This is a genomic window from Cytobacillus sp. GQ23 (assembly GCF_059758675.1).
In genome coordinates, this window is record NZ_JCAXER010000043.1 from 1 (window position 1) to 20,033 (window position 20,033).

At 40.2% G+C, this 20,033-nt stretch carries 21 protein-coding genes and 1 riboswitch; of the genes, 3 read left to right on the forward strand and 18 right to left on the reverse strand.

Annotated features, from left to right (window positions below; genetic code table 11):
- Positions 1-10: 10 nt before the first annotated feature.
- A complete protein-coding gene (locus AC6CHU_RS24325; RefSeq protein ID WP_159865882.1) occupies positions 11-1,306 on the reverse strand; it encodes an NCS2 family permease in 1,296 nt (431 codons plus the stop codon).
- A gap of 93 nt (positions 1,307-1,399) precedes the next feature.
- A riboswitch (purine riboswitch) is annotated at positions 1,400-1,501 on the reverse strand.
- 189 nt (positions 1,502-1,690) lie between these two features.
- Between AC6CHU_RS24325 and AC6CHU_RS24330 the strand changes: the two genes are divergently transcribed.
- Positions 1,691-2,005: a DUF948 domain-containing protein gene (locus tag AC6CHU_RS24330; RefSeq protein WP_159865879.1), complete on the forward strand. Its 315-nt coding sequence runs from the start codon at positions 1,691-1,693 to the stop codon at positions 2,003-2,005.
- Positions 2,006-2,036: 31 nt separating this feature from the next.
- Here the strand turns inward: AC6CHU_RS24330 and AC6CHU_RS24335 are convergent, their stop codons facing one another.
- Positions 2,037-2,942: a YihY/virulence factor BrkB family protein gene (locus AC6CHU_RS24335; protein ID WP_251284917.1), complete on the reverse strand. Its 906-nt coding sequence runs from the start codon at positions 2,940-2,942 to the stop codon at positions 2,037-2,039.
- Between the two features lie 292 nt (positions 2,943-3,234).
- On the opposite strand from AC6CHU_RS24335, the gene AC6CHU_RS24340 reads away from it, so the two are divergent.
- Complete coding sequence (locus AC6CHU_RS24340; RefSeq protein WP_159865874.1) at positions 3,235-4,128, forward strand: YitT family protein; 894 nt, start codon at positions 3,235-3,237, stop codon at positions 4,126-4,128.
- Positions 4,129-4,315: 187 nt separating this feature from the next.
- Here AC6CHU_RS24340 and AC6CHU_RS24345 read toward each other — a convergent pair whose 3' ends face one another.
- The 11 genes from AC6CHU_RS24345 to AC6CHU_RS24395 all read right to left on the reverse strand — a co-directional run bounded on the left by AC6CHU_RS24345 (position 4,316) and on the right by AC6CHU_RS24395 (position 14,285).
- Complete coding sequence (locus AC6CHU_RS24345) at positions 4,316-5,092, reverse strand: sulfite exporter TauE/SafE family protein (RefSeq protein ID WP_498123015.1); 777 nt, start codon at positions 5,090-5,092, stop codon at positions 4,316-4,318.
- Positions 5,093-5,156: 64 nt separating this feature from the next.
- Complete coding sequence (locus tag AC6CHU_RS24350) at positions 5,157-5,384, reverse strand: sulfurtransferase TusA family protein (RefSeq protein WP_159865868.1); 228 nt, start codon at positions 5,382-5,384, stop codon at positions 5,157-5,159.
- Between the two features lie 39 nt (positions 5,385-5,423).
- On the reverse strand, positions 5,424-6,545 hold the full coding sequence (locus AC6CHU_RS24355; RefSeq protein ID WP_498123016.1) for an MBL fold metallo-hydrolase: 1,122 nt from the start codon (positions 6,543-6,545) through the stop codon (positions 5,424-5,426).
- Positions 6,546-6,586: 41 nt separating this feature from the next.
- Positions 6,587-7,165, reverse strand: a complete 579-nt coding sequence (locus AC6CHU_RS24360) for a sulfurtransferase TusA family protein (protein WP_159865862.1) — start codon at positions 7,163-7,165, stop codon at positions 6,587-6,589.
- A 21-nt stretch (positions 7,166-7,186) separates the two neighbouring features.
- Positions 7,187-7,663 (reverse strand): DsrE/DsrF/DrsH-like family protein, encoded by a 477-nt coding sequence (locus tag AC6CHU_RS24365; protein ID WP_498123018.1) that lies wholly within the window; start codon positions 7,661-7,663, stop codon positions 7,187-7,189.
- Positions 7,664-8,897: 1,234 nt separating this feature from the next.
- Positions 8,898-10,310 (reverse strand): SpoVR family protein, encoded by a 1,413-nt coding sequence (locus AC6CHU_RS24370; RefSeq protein WP_251284921.1) that lies wholly within the window; start codon positions 10,308-10,310, stop codon positions 8,898-8,900.
- Positions 10,311-10,438: 128 nt separating this feature from the next.
- Positions 10,439-10,960, reverse strand: a complete 522-nt coding sequence (locus AC6CHU_RS24375; protein ID WP_251284922.1) for a PepSY domain-containing protein — start codon at positions 10,958-10,960, stop codon at positions 10,439-10,441.
- A 93-nt stretch (positions 10,961-11,053) separates the two neighbouring features.
- Positions 11,054-11,743, reverse strand: a complete 690-nt coding sequence (locus AC6CHU_RS24380; protein ID WP_159865850.1) for a PepSY domain-containing protein — start codon at positions 11,741-11,743, stop codon at positions 11,054-11,056.
- Positions 11,744-11,810: 67 nt separating this feature from the next.
- Positions 11,811-13,163, reverse strand: coding sequence for an ATP-binding protein (locus tag AC6CHU_RS24385; RefSeq protein ID WP_498123021.1), 1,353 nt, complete (start codon positions 13,161-13,163; stop codon positions 11,811-11,813).
- Positions 13,160-13,855, reverse strand: a complete 696-nt coding sequence (locus AC6CHU_RS24390) for a response regulator transcription factor (protein WP_159865844.1) — start codon at positions 13,853-13,855, stop codon at positions 13,160-13,162. The genes AC6CHU_RS24385 and AC6CHU_RS24390 overlap by 4 nt, the downstream gene beginning before the upstream one ends.
- A gap of 112 nt (positions 13,856-13,967) precedes the next feature.
- Entirely contained in the window at positions 13,968-14,285 is a 318-nt protein-coding gene (locus tag AC6CHU_RS24395) for a DUF3889 domain-containing protein (protein ID WP_251284925.1), read from the reverse strand.
- Between the two features lie 207 nt (positions 14,286-14,492).
- Here AC6CHU_RS24395 and AC6CHU_RS24400 point away from each other — a divergent pair, with 207 nt between their 5' ends.
- Positions 14,493-14,747, forward strand: coding sequence for a YhdB family protein (locus AC6CHU_RS24400; protein WP_035326734.1), 255 nt, complete (start codon positions 14,493-14,495; stop codon positions 14,745-14,747).
- Positions 14,748-14,802: 55 nt separating this feature from the next.
- On the opposite strand, the gene AC6CHU_RS24405 is transcribed toward AC6CHU_RS24400, so the two are convergent.
- The 5 genes from AC6CHU_RS24405 to AC6CHU_RS24425 form a co-directional block, all read right to left on the reverse strand.
- Positions 14,803-15,342, reverse strand: a complete 540-nt coding sequence (locus tag AC6CHU_RS24405) for an NADPH-dependent FMN reductase (RefSeq protein ID WP_251284926.1) — start codon at positions 15,340-15,342, stop codon at positions 14,803-14,805.
- 140 nt (positions 15,343-15,482) lie between these two features.
- Positions 15,483-16,130: a response regulator gene (locus AC6CHU_RS24410; RefSeq protein WP_159871659.1), complete on the reverse strand. Its 648-nt coding sequence runs from the start codon at positions 16,128-16,130 to the stop codon at positions 15,483-15,485.
- Positions 16,131-17,261, reverse strand: a complete 1,131-nt coding sequence (locus AC6CHU_RS24415; RefSeq protein ID WP_159871656.1) for a histidine kinase — start codon at positions 17,259-17,261, stop codon at positions 16,131-16,133.
- Between the two features lie 160 nt (positions 17,262-17,421).
- Positions 17,422-18,144, reverse strand: a complete 723-nt coding sequence (locus AC6CHU_RS24420) for an SDR family oxidoreductase (RefSeq protein WP_159871653.1) — start codon at positions 18,142-18,144, stop codon at positions 17,422-17,424.
- A gap of 41 nt (positions 18,145-18,185) precedes the next feature.
- A complete protein-coding gene (locus AC6CHU_RS24425) occupies positions 18,186-19,931 on the reverse strand; it encodes a phospho-sugar mutase (RefSeq protein ID WP_498123024.1) in 1,746 nt (581 codons plus the stop codon).
- Positions 19,932-20,033 lie beyond the last annotated feature (102 nt).

Consider the following 20,033-nt stretch of genomic DNA (forward strand, 5'->3'; position numbering starts at 1 on the left):
CCTATTCCTTTTATGCAAGATAAACAAAATACCCCATAAATGCAATACATAGTCCATACATGATCGGATGGATTTCTTTTGGCCTTTTAAGTGCCAGCATAGTAATTGGGTATAAAATAAAACCGAGTGCAATCCCTGTTGCTACACTGAAGGTCAGAGGCATCATTAAAATGGTCACGAAAGCAGGGATAGCTATTTCCAACTTACTCCAATTAATATGTTTTACCTCCATGGCCATTAGTGCTCCTACAATAATCAGTGCAGGCGATGTTACTTCAGCCGTAATCACACTGAGCAAAGGAGAAAAGAATAGTGCAACCGCGAAGCATGCAGAGATAATCACTGAAGTAAAACCTGTTCTTCCTCCAGCCGCAATCCCTGAACTGGACTCAATCATGGAAGCAGTTGTAGAAGTTCCAAGCACAGAGCCTACGACAGTAGCACTGGAATCTGCCAGAAGCGCTTTGCCGGCATTAGGAATTTCATTATTTTTCATCAGGCCAGCTTGACTCGCAATCGCAATTAAAGCTCCTGCTGTATCAAAAAAGGCAACAAATAAGAAAGTAAATATTACTGCCAGCATTTCAGGAGTAAAAACTTGATCAATATGCAGAAAAACCTCCCCAAATGTCGGCTCAAGGCTCGGAATGGCCCCCACGATATTTTCCGGCTTATCAATTAGGCCAATTAACATTCCGGCAGCAGCTGAAATGACCATGCCATAAAAAATGGCCCCTTTAATACCTCTTACCATTAATACGATTGTTAAGATAAAACAGAATACAGCAAGCAGTGTAACTGGGGATTTAATATTGCCAATCGCAACAAATGTCGCTTCATTTCCTACAACAAGGCCTGCATTTTTCAATCCGATGAAAGCAATAAAGAATCCGATGCCGCCTGCAATTGCATGCTTTAAATCCTTCGGTATAATGTTAATAATTTTTTCGCGTATTTTTAATAAACTTAATATCACAAATAAGATCCCTGAAATAAATACACCGGTTAATGCTGTTTGCCATGGAATATCCATTCCGATGCATACTGAAAAAGTGAAGAAAGAGTTGAGGCCCATACTTGGTGCAATTCCAATCGGATAATTGGACAGCAGGCCGATTAATAAAGAGCCAATAATCGCCGAGAGCGCTGTAGCAGTAAAAACAGCCCCTTTATCCATTCCGGCCTGACTAAGGATAATTGGATTTACAATTAAGATATACGCCATTGATAAAAACGTTGTGAAACCTGCCATAGTTTCCTGCTTATATGATGTTTCTCTTTCATGAAACCGGAAAAAAGCTGACATGCCATTCCCTCCTTTTTTAGTGGAAAATAAAAAAAGCTCCGCAATATGCGAAGCTGCCATATAGAAAAACAGAAGAAAATAGCATGCTAATTCCAAACAAGCTATATCCCCTGTAGTCAAGCTATTTACGGCAGCCCGGTAGAAACGCTCAGACCCTATCTCTGAACATATACAGGTAAGATGTAAAGTGCAGTGACCTGCACCAACAAAAATTATATATTGATATAATGAAGCCAATTCTAGCAAACTCAATTATGGCCGTCAATTCTTTAATTTATTCTGAGAATTCCCTTTTATCTTGAAGTTGATTAAAAAGATTTAACGTTAATTTTTTGCTTTAGTGGGTAAATAATAAGAAAACCCGGCATGAGGAGGCAGGTCGTAATGTTCATTGTATATGCAAGCTTGATTCTTATTGCAGCATCCCTGATTTTTCTGGGCATTTATGCTTTTAAAGCATACAAAGATGCTAAACCCGCAATTAAGAAACTGACAGCAATAAGCACTGTCATGCAGCTGAAAGCTGATCAATTGAAATCCGGGGTTGACGAACTGACAGCAACCCAGAAAGAAATCCAAAGGGATATCAATTATAAGAAACAAACATTTAATAATACAGTGTCTGCTGTAAAAGAAACACCGAAGAAAATCAAAAAGTGGTGGAACATTAAAATTCCTTTTATCCATCAAATCAAATAAAACGAGGGCTGAGCCCTCGTTTTATTTTGTCCTATTTAATTGAAAGTGTACGATACGCTTCTCCATCAGATTGTACTTTGGAGTTTTCTTTATTATTGTCCTTCTTCCCGCTGCCCGGCTTGAATGTATTATTTCTGTGGTAGAGTGCACTTATTTCTCCGCCAATAACAAGTGCAAGACCGGTTAAAAAGAACCAAAGCATTAATACAATAACTCCGCCAAGACTTCCATATGTGGCCGAATAATTTCCAAAATTGCTTACATAATAGGATAAGCCAAAGGATATGAGCTGCCACATTACCGTGGCGGCTATTGCACCCGGCAATACCTGTTTGAACGGAAAATGTTTATTCGGTGCGACCTTATAAAGAATCGCCAGAACTGTAACCATGATCACAAAAGCAACTGCCCATCTCAATACATTGATCAGAATTTGCATCCCATCAGATATATTTATAAAGTTTCCAATAAAATTCAAGATTACTTTTCCGAAAACGGGAAGAACCATGGCTACTATGAATGCTGCCAGCAGTCCAAGTGTTAAACCTATGGAAACCAGTCTTGATTTTATAAATGATCTCGATTCTTCTACATCAAACGCATCATTCATGGCCCTTATGAAAGCCTGCATTCCATTAGAAGCGGACCATAATGTACCTATAATACCAAAAGTAAGAAGTCCGCCGTTCGGCTTTGTAATGATATCAATTACATTTTCCTCAATTATACTAAACGAATCAGACGGCATTACACTCTGCAGATAGGATAATGCTTTTTGAGGATCCAGTGATAGATATGGAACGATGGAGATAAGCAGGATCAATAAAGGAAAAATGGAGAGCATATAATAATACGCTTGTTCAGCTGCAAGCCCGGTTGCCCGATCATTCTTAAATTCCTTTCCGAGCTTCTTGCCAAATTGAATAACCTTCTGCATCTAATTACCCCTCCCTTATTCAGCTAATTGCTTGTATGTGTTTATTTCCCCGTAGAGGTTTGAACTAATCGTATTTTCATAAAATATTCAATCAGGTTCATAAAAAAGCATAGAAGTACACTACTAAGCTTGTTATTTAACTTCGGAATCCCTTATCTGATTAAGAAATGGTATAATAAGATATAGCACTTATCATTCTGCCGATATTATTTTGAGCTAAAAAGGCACAAGCTATCATATTATGTTAATAGCTTATAAAGGTGCCTGATATCATAAAAAATGGGGGTCATTTATGAACGTTTCACTCGAAACTGCTGTTGAAGCAAATGTACATAAAGGATTAACTAAAGGAAAGCTTGCAAAAAGGATTTTCTTCATCATAGTTGGAGCCATACTTATGGGCGTGGGAATCGAGGAATTCCTTGTGCCCAATAAAATACTGGATGGCGGAATAGTAGGCATCTCCATTATCCTCTCTCACCTGTCCGGCTGGAAACTTGGCTGGTTTATTTTCATCCTTAATATTCCATTTTTTTACATAGGGTACAAACAGATAGGGAAAACCTTTGCTTTGTCTACGCTGCTAGGAATTGCCGTATTATCAGCAACTACCCTCCTTTTGCACGATGTCCCTGTTTTTACAGAGGACTTGCTGTTAGCAACTGTATTTGGCGGCATGGTTCTTGGTGTTGGGGTCGGCATGGTAATTCGGTATGGGGGATCCTTAGATGGAACTGAAATCTTGGCCATTCTGGTAAATAAAAAACTTCCGTTCTCTGTCGGCGAAATTATTATGTTTTTCAATATTTTTATTTTTGCTACGGCAGGCTTTGTTTTCGGCTGGAACCGGGCAATGTATTCAATCCTTGCTTATTTCATAGCTTTTAAAACGATTGATGTTGTTATCAGCGGGCTGGATGAATCAAAATCGGCCTGGATCATCAGCGACAAGCATAAGGTAATCGGCGAAGCGATTCTGGCCCGGCTGGGCAGAGGAGTTACCTACTTAAATGGGGAAGGTGCATATACAGGGGACGATAAAAAAGTAATCTTTTGTGTTATCACCAGACTGGAAGAGGCAAAGTTAAAAGCCATCGTTGAAGAAATAGATCCCAGTGCTTTTTTAGCAGTTTCTGATATTGCGGAAGTTAGGGGCGGGAGATTTAAAAAGAAAGCCATTCATTAAGTCAGTTCATAAAAAAGATGAATGCGCCAGTCAAATCAAATTCAAAAGATAACTGATTATATTATAGATTGTGATGATAAGTGATCGTCTCTGATCTGCTCTCTTAAGTGACCCACAAGATTATTGCTTCCGCTTAACCAAAGGTTAAGCGTTAAAGGGAACAGCACCCGCTGTCCCCTCCCGAGAATTATAATATATTTATCCAGATCTTAATGGATGTGGCCAAGATTAGTACAGCCAGAATTACTTGGAGAATTTTTGTATTTACTTTCTTTCCTGCAGCAGCTCCTAATGGAGAAGCAATTATGCTGGCAATAATCATAATGGCTGCCGGAACATAGTCTACCTGTCCGGTTGCTAATTTACCTGCTGCAGATCCAATCGATGAAATAAATGTGATTGCAAGTGACGTCGCAATCGTCATCCTTGTAGGAATCTTTAATACAACCAGCATAATGGGAACCAGTAAAAACGCCCCTGCTGCACCAACGATACCAGCCCCGATGCCGACAATCATAGCAAAAAATGCTGCAAGCCATTTATTGAACTTTACCCTGTCCAAAGGTATGTCATCCAAACCCTTTTTAGGCACAAACATCATGATTGCAGCAATTAAAGCTAAAACACCATATACAAAATTAATGCCGCCTTCAGTCATAAACCTCGAACCGTAGCTGCCGATTAGGCTTCCGGCCAGTACAGCTGAACCCATATAAATAATAAGTGTTTTATTCAGATATCCGCCTTTCCTGTAAGCCCATACACCTCCGATAGTTGCAAAAAACACCTGTATTGCACTGATACCGGACACTTCATGGGCAGAAAATGCTGCTAATCCAAATAATGGCGGAATGTATAAAAGCATAGGGTATTTTATGATTGAGCCGCCAATTCCTACCATACCGGAAATATAAGACCCTATAAAACCTATTAAAAAAATAACAATCAAATAAGTAAAATCCATGTGGCTATCTCCTCCTTATAAGCAATAAAAGGGAGCGGAGACCCCCTTTTATCTATTCAATGGATTAGCCTTTTTTTATCCAGAACTTTAACACTTCATTATCAGCCTCATGTTTTAAAAGCTCATGTCCTGTTGATTCTGTCCAGGCAGCCAAATCTTTGACTGCTCCTTTGTCTGTTGTATGAACCTCAAGCACCTGCCCTGTTTCGATTTCACCTATTGCTTTCTTCGTTTTGACGATGGGCATCGGACAAGCTAACCCTTTCGCATCCAGTACTTTCGCTGTGTTCATGTTCCATTCCTCCCATTTTTAATTATTTCTGCTAACCGATTATCTTACTGCACAGCGATTTGGACCGATTTCCATTTCACGCTGTTTTTCTTCATCCGGACTGATTTTCCCCATATTTGTTTCGCGGATTTCCTGATATGCATTTGGCTGAGGAGGAAGATTCTCAGAAACTAAATTTCTGAACTCCTCTTCGTCTTCAATGTTTAGCCCGTGATTTCTTGCAAATAATGTCCCAAGTTTTTCGGATACACTGCCATCTTCATTTAATTCTTCAATAATCATGAAGTGTGCAGGCAAAACAACTAATTCGTCCGATAGGTCTTTATAGCGCTTATAAAGTGTTTCTCTTAAATCTCCAACCCAATCACTGGCCTTGCCGGCGAGGTCCGGACGTCCGATTGAATCGATAAATAGAATATCACCTGAAAGAAGGTATCGATCGTCCACTACAAATGATGTCGAACCAATCGTATGGCCTGGTGAGTAAATAGCTCGTATACTGATTTTAACAGAACCGATCATGACTTCGTTTCCATCTTCAAGACGGCTGTATTCAAATGTTACTTCTTCTGCATCCTTAGGAGGAAGCCAGTAGGAAGCACCCGTTTTTTCGGCTATTTTGCGTCCGCCGGAAATATGATCTGCATGCAGATGAGTATCAAAGACATGCTTGATCACTGCATTCTTTTCAGCAGCAAATTCAGTAAATTCATCTGTCATTCTTGTTGCATCGACAATTGCAGCTTCACCATCTGAAATCACCATGTAGGACAGGCAGCCTTTCCCGATGCGGACGAATTGATATATTTCTCCGCCATCCTTCAGATCACCAGCTTTAATCGGCTCGAGGTATTCACTCCATGATTTCATCCCGCCTGCAAGGTATGAAGCATCGCGTCCTGCTTCTTCAAGCATTTCTGCGACCATTACAGAAGAACCTTCTTTTGCACACACTACTAAAAGCTCTTTATCAGCCGGAATTTTATCAAGAATAGGTTCTACTCCATCCAGAAGTTCGAAGTATGGAACATTCAAGTATTCGAAATTTTTGCCTTCCATCTTCCAATCCTTAAAGTCGTTTTCATTCCGTACATCAAGTATAAATAGTTCTTCATTATGAATAACCTTTTTCGTTACTTCTTTAGCAGTCATTGCTTTCATCGTTTATATACCCCCTAATGTATATTTTCGTATAAAAATTTTTAGTTAAGCTTCGTTTCTTTTGGACCATTCCATTCAGACATTCCCGGGACAACATTCATTACGTTTGAGAAGCCCTTTTCTGCTAATACCTGGGATGCCATTTCACTTCGGCTACCTGTCCGGCATACAACAAAAATTTTTGCATTTGGGTCGAGCTCACTAATTCTCTCCTCCAATTCTCCGAAGGGTATCGAAATAGCATTGGGAATATGGCCGAATGCATATTCAGCAGATTCCCTGACATCGAGAATAACGATATCATTATTGGAATCCATCTCTTTTAAAAGATCATCGTTAGAGGCAACAGGCTCAAAAACTGAAGCTTCGCACTCTTCATTTTCACCTGCTTTTCGTATATAGTGCTTAAGCACTTCGCCATCTTCCATTGTGCCAAGATATTGGTGTCCCGAGCTTTTTGCCCATGCCTGAATATCTGCTTTTGAACCTTTATCTGTTGCAAGTACCTCAAGTACCTCCCCAGGATTCAGATGATTAATTGCTTTTTTTGTTTTTACAATCGGCATTGGGCAGGCAAGCCCCTTTGCATCTACTGAAGAATTTGTCTTTAAAGTATCCATTTGAAATTCCTCCTTACGACTTTAGATAAATAAGTTGACATTTCCGTCTTCTGCATCTGCAAGATAAGCCGCTACTCCTGCATATTCCACACCATCTATTATTTCATCGTGCTTAAATCCAAGCAGATCAACAGTCATTTGGCAGGCTACAAGCTTAACTTCCTGTTCTTTTGCCATTGCAATAAGGTCGCTTACTGGCATTGTATTGTGCTTTTTCATAATATCTTTTATTATCATAGGACCCATCCCAGCCATATTCATTTTCGATAAGCCCATTTTTTCCGGGCCTCTTGGCATCATTTTGCCAAACATTTTTTCCATGAATGTTTTTTTGACTTGAATCGGTTCATCTTTTCTAAGAGCGTTTAATCCCCAGAAAGTGTGAAAGATGGTTACCTCATGATCGTAAGCAGCTGCACCGTTAGCGATGATATAAGCTGCCATCACTTTGTCATAATCAGCGCTGAATAAAACAATTGTTGTTTTTTTCTTTTTCAATTTTTCATCCTCCTTTTTACCCTATTGGGTATATTTATAGTGAAAAAATTACGGGTGACTCTTATACCCACTAGGGTATATATTAGAGTGTATTTGTCTTTCTGTCAACTTAATTTTCTTGGCCGGTTGCAGAACAAAAATCTAGTGCTCTTCCCAGTTCATCATACCTCCCAGCATGTAATGATATAATCCTACTGCCAGGATAATGCCTTAACATACTGAGAAACTAAGCAGGAGCAAGGTTTAAATATAGCCTTTGTGTAAATTATTCGATTTACAATTTAAACATTATACCCCATTAGGTATATTGTCAATACCTTAAGCTTTTATATCCGATGTTGCAGCGAGCTCGAACCCTGACTCCGATTTTATCTGAGCCTGCTCTAGTTCGGACTCTAAATCCGGGTTTTCTGCTTTTTCTGTCTGAAGTTGATCCAAGTTCGGGCTCTGACTCCAGCATTTCCTCTTTTTGTGTCTGGACCTGATCCAAGTTCGGACTCTGACTCCAGCATTTCCCCTTTTTGTGTCTGGACCTGATCCAAGTTCGGACTCTGACTCCAGCATTTCCCCTTTTTGTGTCTGAACCTGATCCAAGTTCGGACTCTGACTCCAGCATTTCCCCTTTTTGTGTCTGAACCTGATCCAAGTTCGGACTCTGACTCCAGGTTTTCCGCTTTCTGCGTCTGAACCTTCACCATGTTCGAACTCCAACTTTAGGATTAAATAAAAAAACACCCAAGAGGGTGTTTTTTATTGGCATTAGCAGCAGTCACTTTCATTGCCTAACAAGACTATTCTTTCATTTTCCTGATCAAAGTCCAGGACCATACTTTCTGTGTGCTCCTTGATTTCAGGGTCGATTGCCACCTGGATTTCATTTATTGTTTCGGTTATATCGTCTGATTCCGGCTCATCCAGAGCCAGTCCAATTTGCGGGCCTCCTCAGCCAAAGCCTGCAAAATAAACCCTAATTCCGCCAGTATTCTTCTCTTGAAGAACCTGTTTCAATAGATCCCGAGCTGAATCTGTAATTTTCAAGATCATCATCCTCTCATATGTTAAATCAGAAATGGGTTATTTACTTTTCTATATACCCCAGCCTGTACACTTAATCGTACTGCAATACTCCCTGGGAAGGAAAGTATTTAGTTTTATTCTGCCCATTATTTTAGAGCCTGTTCGGAGCCCCACACCAAAAAGACGAACCACAATATATGTGGTCCGTCTTTTATTTTTACAAATACTTCCTGTGGATGCTCTTTCCATCGTAAGTGAATAGCATATTTTTGCCTTCAACAATGGTTTCCATGTGGACTCCTCTTCCCCACAGCTGGTATACGTATGGGAGTACTTTTTCAAGATATTTAAGATCAAGCTCAACTCCTTCAAACCAGTGCTTAAGGTAAAGCTCTCCGTTCTTCATATAATCGCCGTCATTAACCGTTAAATAAGGGAATCCTCCATTTACACGCATGCTGACAAGCTGATCGCGCACATTCTCCCATTGTTTATCCACAATTTTATAATCCTTGCCCTTTTTCTGGAACAGGTACATATCTTCTCTCATGACAAGGTCTTTTGTTAAATAATTTCTTAAAAAGGATATATCTGACTCAATTTCACGAACTTCGAACATTTTCTCCCTGCCTGAATTTGGTACCACACCACGCCTCTTCATTTCCTCTGTAGGGTTGTTATACCTTTCTTCAATATCTTCAAAAATTTTCAGACCCAGATAATATGGATTAATTCCGGTTCTGGATGGCTGCACTACACCAGCATTCAATTTTGCAAATTCTAATGCTTCAGCTGAAGTCAAATCCATTTCCCTCAAAATACGCTGGTGCCAATACGATGCCCAGCCTTCGTTCATAATTTTGGTTTCCAGCTGCGGCCAAAAATAGAGCATTTCTTCCCGCATCATCGTCAATATATCCCGCTGCCAGTCGGTTAGCTCCCTGCTGTAGCTTTCAATAAACAGCAGTAAATCCTTTTCGGGTTTAGGAGGGAATTTCTTTTTCTTCTTCTTTGGTTCATGCTTCTTATTTCTTTCATCCAAATCCCATAAATCATCATAAGGACTGGAAACCACTGTATCCCCGCTGCTTTCATACTCATCTTCCGTACTCCACGCAAGCTTCGGTCTCATAAGAGATGGATCAATATGTTCCTCGATTGCCAGGACTGCATCAAGGAAAGTTTCCACTTCCTTCTTCCCAAACTCAATTTCATATCGCCTTATTCTTTCAGCAGTGGCAGCCATGCTCTCTACCATGTCCCTTTTTGTGTTTTGAAAACGGACATTATTTTTGAAGAAATCACAATGAGCTAAAACATGCGCCACGATTAATTTGTTTTGGATGAGTGAATTGGAATCCAGAAGAAACGCGTAGCAGGGATCTGAGTTGATGACAAGCTCATATATTTTTGATAATCCTAAATCATAGTGCAGCTTCATTTTATGAAATTGTTTTCCAAAGCTCCAATGCGAAAACCGGGTCGGCATGCCATAAGCGCCGAATGTATAGATGATTTCGGCTGGGCAAATCTCATACCTCATCGGGTAATAATCCAAGCCAAATCCATTTGCAATTTCAGTAATTTCCTGAATGGCATATTCCAATGATTTATTTTCTTCTTCCCGCATTGCCACTCCCCCTTTTAGTCCTTACCATAATCTATGAACCAAAAAGGGGATTGATGAGTAGTCTCTTCATAAGCTTGTAACAAATTACAGCAAAAAGCGGAGCAATCCGCCCCGCTTTCTATTTGGTATTAGTCATCCAGTTCGACTTTTAAAACTTTTCCGGATTCAGCATCTATATCAACATCTGCTTCGCCTTTATTTGTTTTCAGTTCAACTTCATAAAGGATTTGTCCATCGTCTTCATCTAATTCAATTTCCTTCATCGTTCCATTAACTTCTTGTTCAGCTATTTCAACAGCCTTTTGTTCAGAGATTATATTTTCTGCATTTATCTCTTTTTCAGATTGATCATCATCATCTTGCTCTTTTTTAACTGAAATGACTTCACCGTCTAATGCGTTAATTTTAATATCGAAATCTTCTTTTCCGTTGTCCACATCAATTTCATAAACCTGCTTGCCTTTTTCTCTTTCCAGCTCAATGCTCTCTACTTTTCCCTCTGCTTCTGATAAAGCAATCTTCTTCGCCTCTTCAATAGAAATCAAATCCTGTACAGCTTCTTTTCCGTTCGTATCAGCAGCTCCTGCTGCAACAGCTCCACCCAGTAATATAGCTCCTGCCATTGAAATAACTGCAAATTTTTTGTTCATGTTATTTTTCCTCCTTTTCTTTTCTACATTTTCAATATAACCGGTGAAAATGAGAGAAAAAGGATAAGAAAATTAAAATTTGATGAGAAAAGATTAATCATCCCAGGAAACCGATAACACTTCTCCCGTAATAGCATGAATTTCGACAGCAGCCTCCCTGCCATCATCTTTTTCTATCTCTACAAGATAGTAAGACCCTCTTTCTGATTCCTCAAAACTGATATCATCCACTTCCCCAGGTTCACTTTTCAAAGCAATTTGAATAGCTTCCTCCTCGGTTAGATTTTTGACAGGGCTCTTTACTTCCTCGGTATAACGGGATACAACTTCTCCAGTCTGAGCATCAACCGTAATCTTAATCTTGTCTTCATCTTTCTGAACTATTGCCTCAAATGCTGACTTTTCTTTATGAGTCACTTTTTTCATAGATAGTACTTCACCAGGTTCTTCTGCCCGAATAATTTTCTTTATTTTTTCTTCATCAAGCTGCTTCTGTTTGCCAATTGAATCCTGCTCCTTTTTTTCAAACGAAAGAATATCTCCTCCGTTTTCACTCAGCATTATTTCATATAATGCTTCGCCTTTTTTCATTTCAATCATATAATTGCTGTTCACTTTTTTCAGATTCTGTATTTCTCCCTGATATCGGTCTTTTATTAGTTCCCTGGCTTCCCCTTCAGTAATTGATTCAGATGCAGAGACATTTGTAAATTGTATTGCTGCAAATACAAGGATCGCAGCCAGCAGAAGCACAAAACCTGCAATTACAAGTTTTTTCTTCATTTTTACACCTCCCATTTTTCTTATTTCCCCATTATCTAATAATAAAATGAGAAAAAGATGAGAATGGTTATGTCACTTTGATTTTTATTGATGCTGTAGTTCCTGCTCCTTCAGTACTTTCTAGCCTGATTTCCACTCCCAGTGCATCTGCTATTTCTTTGGCAAGGGACAGTCCCAGCCCTGATCCCCCTGTTTTTCTATTTCTGGCCTCATCAACACGGTAAAAACGGTCAAATACTCTTGGCAGATCTTTCACAGGTATACCCATGCCTCGATCTTCAATCCGGATATAAACATTATGTTCCTCTTTTCCAGCTGTAACCTTTATGGCCTCTTCACTGTATTTCCTGGCATTATCCAGAAATATAAACAGAAGCTGCTTCAATTTATTTTCATCAGATTGAATAGATGTATTTTCAGGCAAAGCAGATTCCAAATGGATAGTCCTTTTAAAAGCATCTCCATATGTCCTGACTACTTGGGATAAAAACCTGTTAATATCCATCATTTTCAAGTCAATCATCCAGTGGTTATCGTGTTGTGCAAGCAAAAGAAGCTGTTCTGTCATCTCCTTCATTCTTAACGCCTCTGAGTGAATGGCTTCAATGGATTCATTAAATAAATCAGGTTCTTGCAGCCCTCTTCTCTTAAGCAGGCTTGAATAACTTTCTATAACTGTTAAAGGAGTTTTTAATTCATGGGAAGCATTTGATATAAAAAGTTTTTGCTTTTCATAGTTGGATTCAAGAAGATCTATCATATGGTTGAAGGTTTCTCCCATTTGATGAAGCTCATCCTGGGATTCCCCCTCCATTTCAATCCGCTTGAATTGACCGCTGTTTTTAATCTCTTTCATCGTGGCTGTCATTGTCGCTACAGGCTTTGTAATAAACTTGCTGAGGAACGCACTGGAAATTAAAACCGGAATCATTGCCACGACCGTTACAATTCCAAGCACGAAGCGGAGAGTCTTTAATATTCCTTCCGCACTTTCCATGCTTCTGGTCAGTTGAAAACTTCCTATTTCACCATCCGGCAATATTACAGGTGCAGATGCAAACATATAGACCCTCTTATCTAGTTCCATTGTTTTTATCACTTCTCTGGTGAAATACTCTGCAGGGATTTTACTGAGCTCCTTTTCATCCGGGGATGTGGAAGTTACTGCCTTTTTATCCGGATGAACAAGTCTTACCATTCCATTTGAAGGAACAAAGGCCCTGAGCAGTTCTCTTTCCGGAACCTTTCCGATTGATCTTTGGGCAATCTTTGTCATGTTAGCCATTTCATTTGAAATGGAAGCCTGCTCATTTTCATATATTAACTTGCTGAAAACAGCATACACAGTGAAGTTCATAATAAGCAGCATTACTGCAAAGAGAACAGTTGTATATAAATAAATTTTCTTCCTAAGATTCATCTTGTCTCCTTTAAAACATATCCTACTCCGCGGATGGTGTGAATAAGAGGGGGCATCTCAGGCAAGTCTATTTTCCTGCGCAAATACCTGATATAGACATCAACAACATTTGTGTCTCCCACAAAATCATATCCCCAGACAGCCTCCAATATCTGTTCCCTAGTTAGTACCTGCTTTTTATTTGTCATTAAATACACCAGTAAATCAAATTCTCTGGGCGTCAGTTCAATGAACTGATCTCCCCGGCTGACTTCCCTTGTTTTTTCATTGAGCTTTAAATCTGACATTTCAAGGCATTCAATAGAAGGAGTTTCTTCTGCAGCTGCTGATTTAACCCTTAGGGCCGCCCGAATCCTTGCAAGCAGTTCCTCAATCTGAAAAGGTTTTGTTATGTAGTCATTCGCTCCCAGATCCAAACCTGATACTTTATCTTCCACTGAACTTTTGGCCGTCAGCAGCAAAATGGGAGTCTGTTTATCCTTGGAGCGAATTCTCCGCAGAATTTCAATTCCGCTAAATCCTGGAAGCATGATATCCAGAATAATCAAGTCCCAGCTTCCAGTCCGATATAACTCCATTGCCTGAATACCATCCATTGCCTTAGTTACTTGATAGCCTTCGAATTCAAGTTCAATTTCCAGAAGCCTGGCGATTTTAGCTTCGTCCTCTGCAACAAGAATTGATTCCCTCAAAAAACTCACTCCCCATAATTGTCAGTTTGATTCTTATTTCAAGGTTATCAGAAAGATACGTTTTAATCATTATTTTGAAGATGGAGACAATGAAAAAAGCCCCCGAAGGAGCTTACTGTTCTTTTCTCTCTACTGAAAGACTAACCGCTTTGTTATCCTTAAGGTTATGTGTGACATTAACTAGCACGGTCACAGGCTTCCCATTCTCTTTTACGGTAAAAGTGAAGGTGTCTGTTACATCTGTTTCAGAAATTTTCTTTCTTCCTCCATATTGATAATCCACTACTTCTTCCCCAGGATAGTCTTCTTTTACAACTGCGATAGCGATTCTCCCATATTTTTCATAATCCGGCTGCTGGACAGCTCCTGCCAATGAGCCTCCCCCAGCTAATAAGCAAGTCAGCATTAACATGGATAAAAACTTTTTCATTTTTGCCTCCAAAACATATGTCGTTAATTATATTTTTGACCCAGGCCAGAATTTTATGTATGGAATTGCCTTCTAAATGAATGCTGCCAATATATACAGGAAAATGATGAAAACCCTTATAAATCAACAAGTCCAAGATTTACTGTGAAATAAAATGCCGCTTCATCATAAACTATAATTAACTCCTGGAAGAGGAGGAGAGGACAAATGAATAAAGTGGATTATGACCGTGCGTTATATTATACACACAGGTCTGAATGGGATAACCTGCTGATCCTGATGGTCAGAACAGAAGATCAGTTTCTTTCCAAGAAAATTGAACATTTTCTTCATGCCTACAATTTCGAAAAAGATTATTCTGTCATTGAGAAACATTTATACTCACTGCTGCGATATATTGACCACGCCAACGAATTATCGGAAAAACAGCTGCCAAACACTGTATTTTATGAACTAACCTAAAAAAGGAATTCCACCAATAATAAAACACGGATTTTTTAATCCGTGTTTTTGTTTTTTACTGTTTTAAGTCCTGCTTAATTTGATTATATGATTTCATATATACCTGTAGTTCATTCATTAAACCGTCTACCAGTTTGGCCGGTTCCTCAAAAAGGCCATCATTTTCATAATCAAAACAGTGCGGGTCCAAAACAAGCTGTTTAGGTATAACATTGGCATATACGCCCCTGCCGGCAATTCTTAAATTATTCAGCGCATTAATGCCGCCTTTTCCGCCTCCTGCTACAACCAGCAGGCCGACTGGCTTATGGGCAAATTGCTCACTGCCCAGAAAATCCAGCGCATTCTTTAACGCTCCGCTCATGGCACTGTGATACTCAGGGGAAGCAAGGATGACTCCATCAGAGTCTGCAATCTGCTGTCGCAATTTCTTTATGGCTGGCAGCCCATATTGATCTTCAGTTCCATTATATAAAGGAATTTCTCCAAGGCTTAAGTCGATCAGTTCAGCATTATATTTTTCTGCAATATAACGGGAGGCTATACCCGTCCGTCCCTTCGCTCGCGGACTTCCATTAATAATTGTAAGTTTCATTTTTAACTCTCCTTTATGTTCCTATATTCTTTAGTATATAGAAACATGTGCCTTTACACATCGTCAGGATGGCTGAATTTTATTAAACTGGATTTAGTACTATTTCAGTAAATGTTCCCTCAGACTTTTGGATGAGTTTTTTAATCTGACTCAGCAATGCCATGGCGCACTGCATAAAGTGCTGCCTGTGTCCTGTCTGAGAGCTCTAATTTGGAAAGCAGGTTGGAAACATGAGTTTTGACTGTTTTTTCTGTGATAAACAGGGATGAAGCAATTTCTTTATTGCTTTTCCCTTTTGCAATCTCCCTCAGAACCTCGAGCTCTCTCTTTGTAAGCTCTTCAAGCGGCTGTCTTTCTGTACTGTTCTTATTCGTTAAATGTGTGAGAAGGTGAGAAGTGGCTTTTGGATGAAGCTGATTCTCCCCTTTCATCAGCTGGACAATTGCCTGAACAAGGATATCCGGCTCAATATCCTTCAGCTGATATCCTGATGCGCCAGCCTCAATTGCGGGTATTACATGATCCTGATCTGAAAAGCTTGTGAGTATCATGATTTTCACATCAGGATAATTCAGTTTAATTTGCCGTGTCGCTTCAATTCCATTCATTACAGGCATATCCAAATCCATTAAAATAACATCAGGCTGAATTTTTTGCAGCATCTCAACAGCTTCAAGGCCGTTTTTTACTTCTCCGATAATTTCGATTTCTGGCTGCGTTTTGAGAAAAAATACAAGTCCCCTTCTTACAACGTGATGGTCATCCGCTATTAAAACCTTGATGGCCATTTAATTCCCCCCCTTTTCCAAAGGAATGATAATTTCAATATTTGTTCCTTTGTTTGGCTTTGTTATTAATTTGAATAAACCATTTAGTGCTTCCGTTCTTTTCTTCATGCTTTTGAGGCCGAGAGAAGGGAGATCGTTTTCACGATAATGAAATCCTCTGCCGCAATCGGAAATCACCATTGTAACTGTTTTTTCATTCACTCTCAGCACGACATCTGCTGCTGATTCCCCAGAATGTTTTTTACAATTAGCCAGGGCTTCCTGGCCAATTCTCCAAAGTGTTTCTTCGACTTTTCCCGGAAGGCAGATTACACCGTTTACTTTTGAATTTAGCTTCAGACCAAGCATTTGACTGTATGTCTGCATAGCACAGATAATCCCATTTTCAAGGCCGCGCGGTTTGAGCTGCCAGATAAGCGCTCTCATCTCGCTTAAAGCTTCCTGCGCAAGATCCTGCATGTAGGAAAAGGTTTCTTTCATTTCCGGGTTATCAGTCATTTCCGCTCCTCCTCTCGCCGTTAAGCTTAAAGAGAATAAAAGCTGGTTGACTGAATCATGCAGATCCCTTGCAAGTCTGTTTCTTTCCGCAGCAAGTGCCGTCTCCTGTTCCAGCTGTGTGAGCTTGATTCGTTTTATGGCAGTTCCGATTTGGAAAGCAACTGATTCCAGCAAAGCCAATTCTTCCTGTGAAAAATGAGTTTTAGCAGGAGATCCAATATTAAGAACTCCAAACTTTTCCTCCCCTGCTCTCAGCGGTACGGAGGCATGATGGGTTAGCCCGTTGGTATCTTTTCTGTGTCCGGCAATTGCATCTTCTATTCTTTTACATTCGATTATATTAGAAGCTTTATTCAGTCTGCCGTCATTATAACGGTCAATGCACCAGCAATCTCCCTGGCACATCGGCCTGCAGTTATCCTCTGAAAGGGCAGGGGGCAGTTTCTCCTCCGCTGCCAGGCGGAACTCCCCATGGCTATCGATCAGAAATACCCATCCCGTTTCGAGACCTGTAACGTCCAGCAATTTTTGGAGCACCTCTCTAAGAAGCGAATCTATTTCAGTTCCTTCATTCAACAGTTCTGCTATTTCCTTTAATATTACGATTTCAGATTGTCTTCTTTTCCCCAACACCCGGATCCTCCTTGGACCTTGTCATATATATACTTTTATTATATAACTTCTTTTCCCATACTTCCTTGGCATTTAGGAGGAAGCAGCCTGCGACTAAAGTTGCAGACAGAAAAGTTCCCTTACAAAAAACACCGAAGAGCAATCCTCTTCGGTGCAAAATTTATGCTATTGGGTAGTCTTGAACAAACGGATGAAGGACGATTTCATCTATCAGCATGTGCTTCGGCGCAGATGCCATGTAAACGACAGCATTGGCGATATCTTCGACCTTCAGCCAATCTTTTTTCTCTTCAAGTCCCTGCTTTGATTCTGCAAAAAACGTATCAACCATTCCGGGATTTATGGTTCCGACACGGATACCATATTCTCTGACTTCCTGAGCTAAAGAACCTGAAAAGCCTTGAACTGCATATTTTGTTGCCGTATAGGCTGATCCATTTGGAATCGTATACCTGGCTACATCTGAAGAGATGGTAATGATTGAACCGGATTTTCGCTCTTTCATGTGCGGCAGCACTGCCCTGCTTCCGAGAAAAACCCCCTGCACATTGACTTCAAAGACCTTCTTCCATTCATCCAGTGTTGTTTCTTCAACCTGCTTGAAAAAGCCCATACCAGCATTGTTCACGAGCAGATCAAGCTGTTTGTAGGTTTTAAGAGTATTTTCAACTGCGGCCTTTACTTGTGCTTCATCTGAAATATCTGCCTGAATAGGCAGTACTTCTGAAAATCCCATACTGATGATGTCTTCTGCAGACTGATGTATTTCTTCTGAGCTTCCAATCAGGGTTAGCTTCATGCCCTTCTGAGCTAGCTTAACAGCGATTTCTTTGCCGATCCCTCTGGATGCACCTGTTACAATTGCTGTTTGTCCCTTTAACATCAAATCTTCCTTTCTGTATATACCTTCTGGGTGCAAGAAATTTATTTTGACACTGAAATACCCATTCTTTCTTCGACGATGTCCATGAACGCTTTTTGGACAGATTCAAGTTTTTCCTTGCTGGCTGCTAATGATAAGTCCTGGACTCCAAAGTAAAATTTAATCTTCGGTTCTGTACCAGACGGCCTCAGGCAAATCCAGTCTCCATCTTCGAAGAAATACTTAATAACATTGGATTTGGGCAGGTCGATATGCTTCTCAGTTCCATCTGCTTCGGTTCTGATTCCTGTTAGATAATCTTCAACTGCCTTTACCTGCATGCCTTTAAGATCCTTTATTGGATTAGCGCGGAAGGATGCCAGTGTCTGCTGGATTTTTTCAGCACCTTCAATTCCTTTTAGAGTCATTGATTTTAATCCTTCAAGGAAATAGCCAAACTCTTCAAATAAGCTTAGCAACGCATCATAAAGAGACATGCCTTTCTTTTTATAATATGCAGCCATTTCTGTTGCAAGCAGCGCTGCCTGGATAGCATCTTTATCCCTTGAAAAATCGCCGATAAGATATCCATAGCTTTCCTCATATCCAAACAGGAAGCTGTATTCGCCCGACTCTTCATATTCTTTGATTTTTTCTGCAATGAATTTAAAGCCCGTTAAAACATCAATAGTTTCGACTCCAAAAGAAGAGGCAATAATGCGGCCAAATTCGGATGTAACAATCGTTTTTAACATGATGCCATTGTCAGGCAGTGTATTCTTTTCCTTCTTCTGAGAAAGTATGTAGTGAAGCAGCAGCGCACCTGTCTGATTTCCTGTCAAAAGAACATACTCACCTTCCTGGTTCCGCGCAGCAATGCCAAGGCGATCGGCGTCCGGGTCTGTAGCAATTAACAAGTCAGCATTGGTTTCTCTTCCATCTCTCATTGCGAGCTCAAACGCACTCTTTTCCTCTGGATTTGGACTTTTTACTGTTGAAAACTCAGGATCCGGAAGCTCCTGTTCCTTCACCACATGCACATTGGCATAGCTCATTGCTGACAGCGCTTCTCTGACAGGCTTGTTGGCTGTACCGTGAAGCGGTGTAAAAACTACGTTAATATCCGCTTCATTTGCTGCACCCGGATTTTCGGAAATAGTAAGGAGCTGCTTCTGATATGCCTGATCAACTGTTTTGCCGATCATGGTAATAAGCCCCTTTTTCTTTAACTCATCTTCATCCATTACTTCTATCAGCAATTCGTTTTCTAATTCATTTACTTTGCTTATAATAATATCTGCTTCAGCTGGAGTCAGCTGAGCCCCATCCGAGCCATACACCTTATAACCATTGTATTCCGGTGGGTTATGGCTGGCTGTAATGACAATCCCTGCATATGCATGCAGGTAGCGGACTGCGAATGAGAGTTCAGGCGTTGGACGAAGTTCATCAAATACGTATGTCTGAATGCCCCTGCTGGCAAGTGTTTTAGCCGCCTCCATGGCAAATTCCGGGGACATATGGCGTGAATCATATGCAATTGCCACCCCTCGGCTTTTTGCTTCCAGCCCTTTTTCTTCTATGTATGCTGCTAATCCGGCAGATGCCTTACGGACAGTATAGATATTCATTCGGTTTGTTCCAGGGCCAATCTCCCCGCGCATACCGCCTGTTCCGAACTCCAGTCCCTTATAGAATGCTTCTTCAAGGAGCTTTTCATTTCCCTGCAGACCCTTTAGCTGTTCTAATAATTCACTGTCAAGATACTCATGGTTTATCCATCGTTCTGCTGCTGTTTTCCATTCCATTGTATGACCTCCTAAAAAAAGCTTCTGCATATCCTTTTCGAGTTCCAGGCGGATATTCCTCTTAATAATATCCGAGTTATTTTGACAAAATCCGCCCTTAAA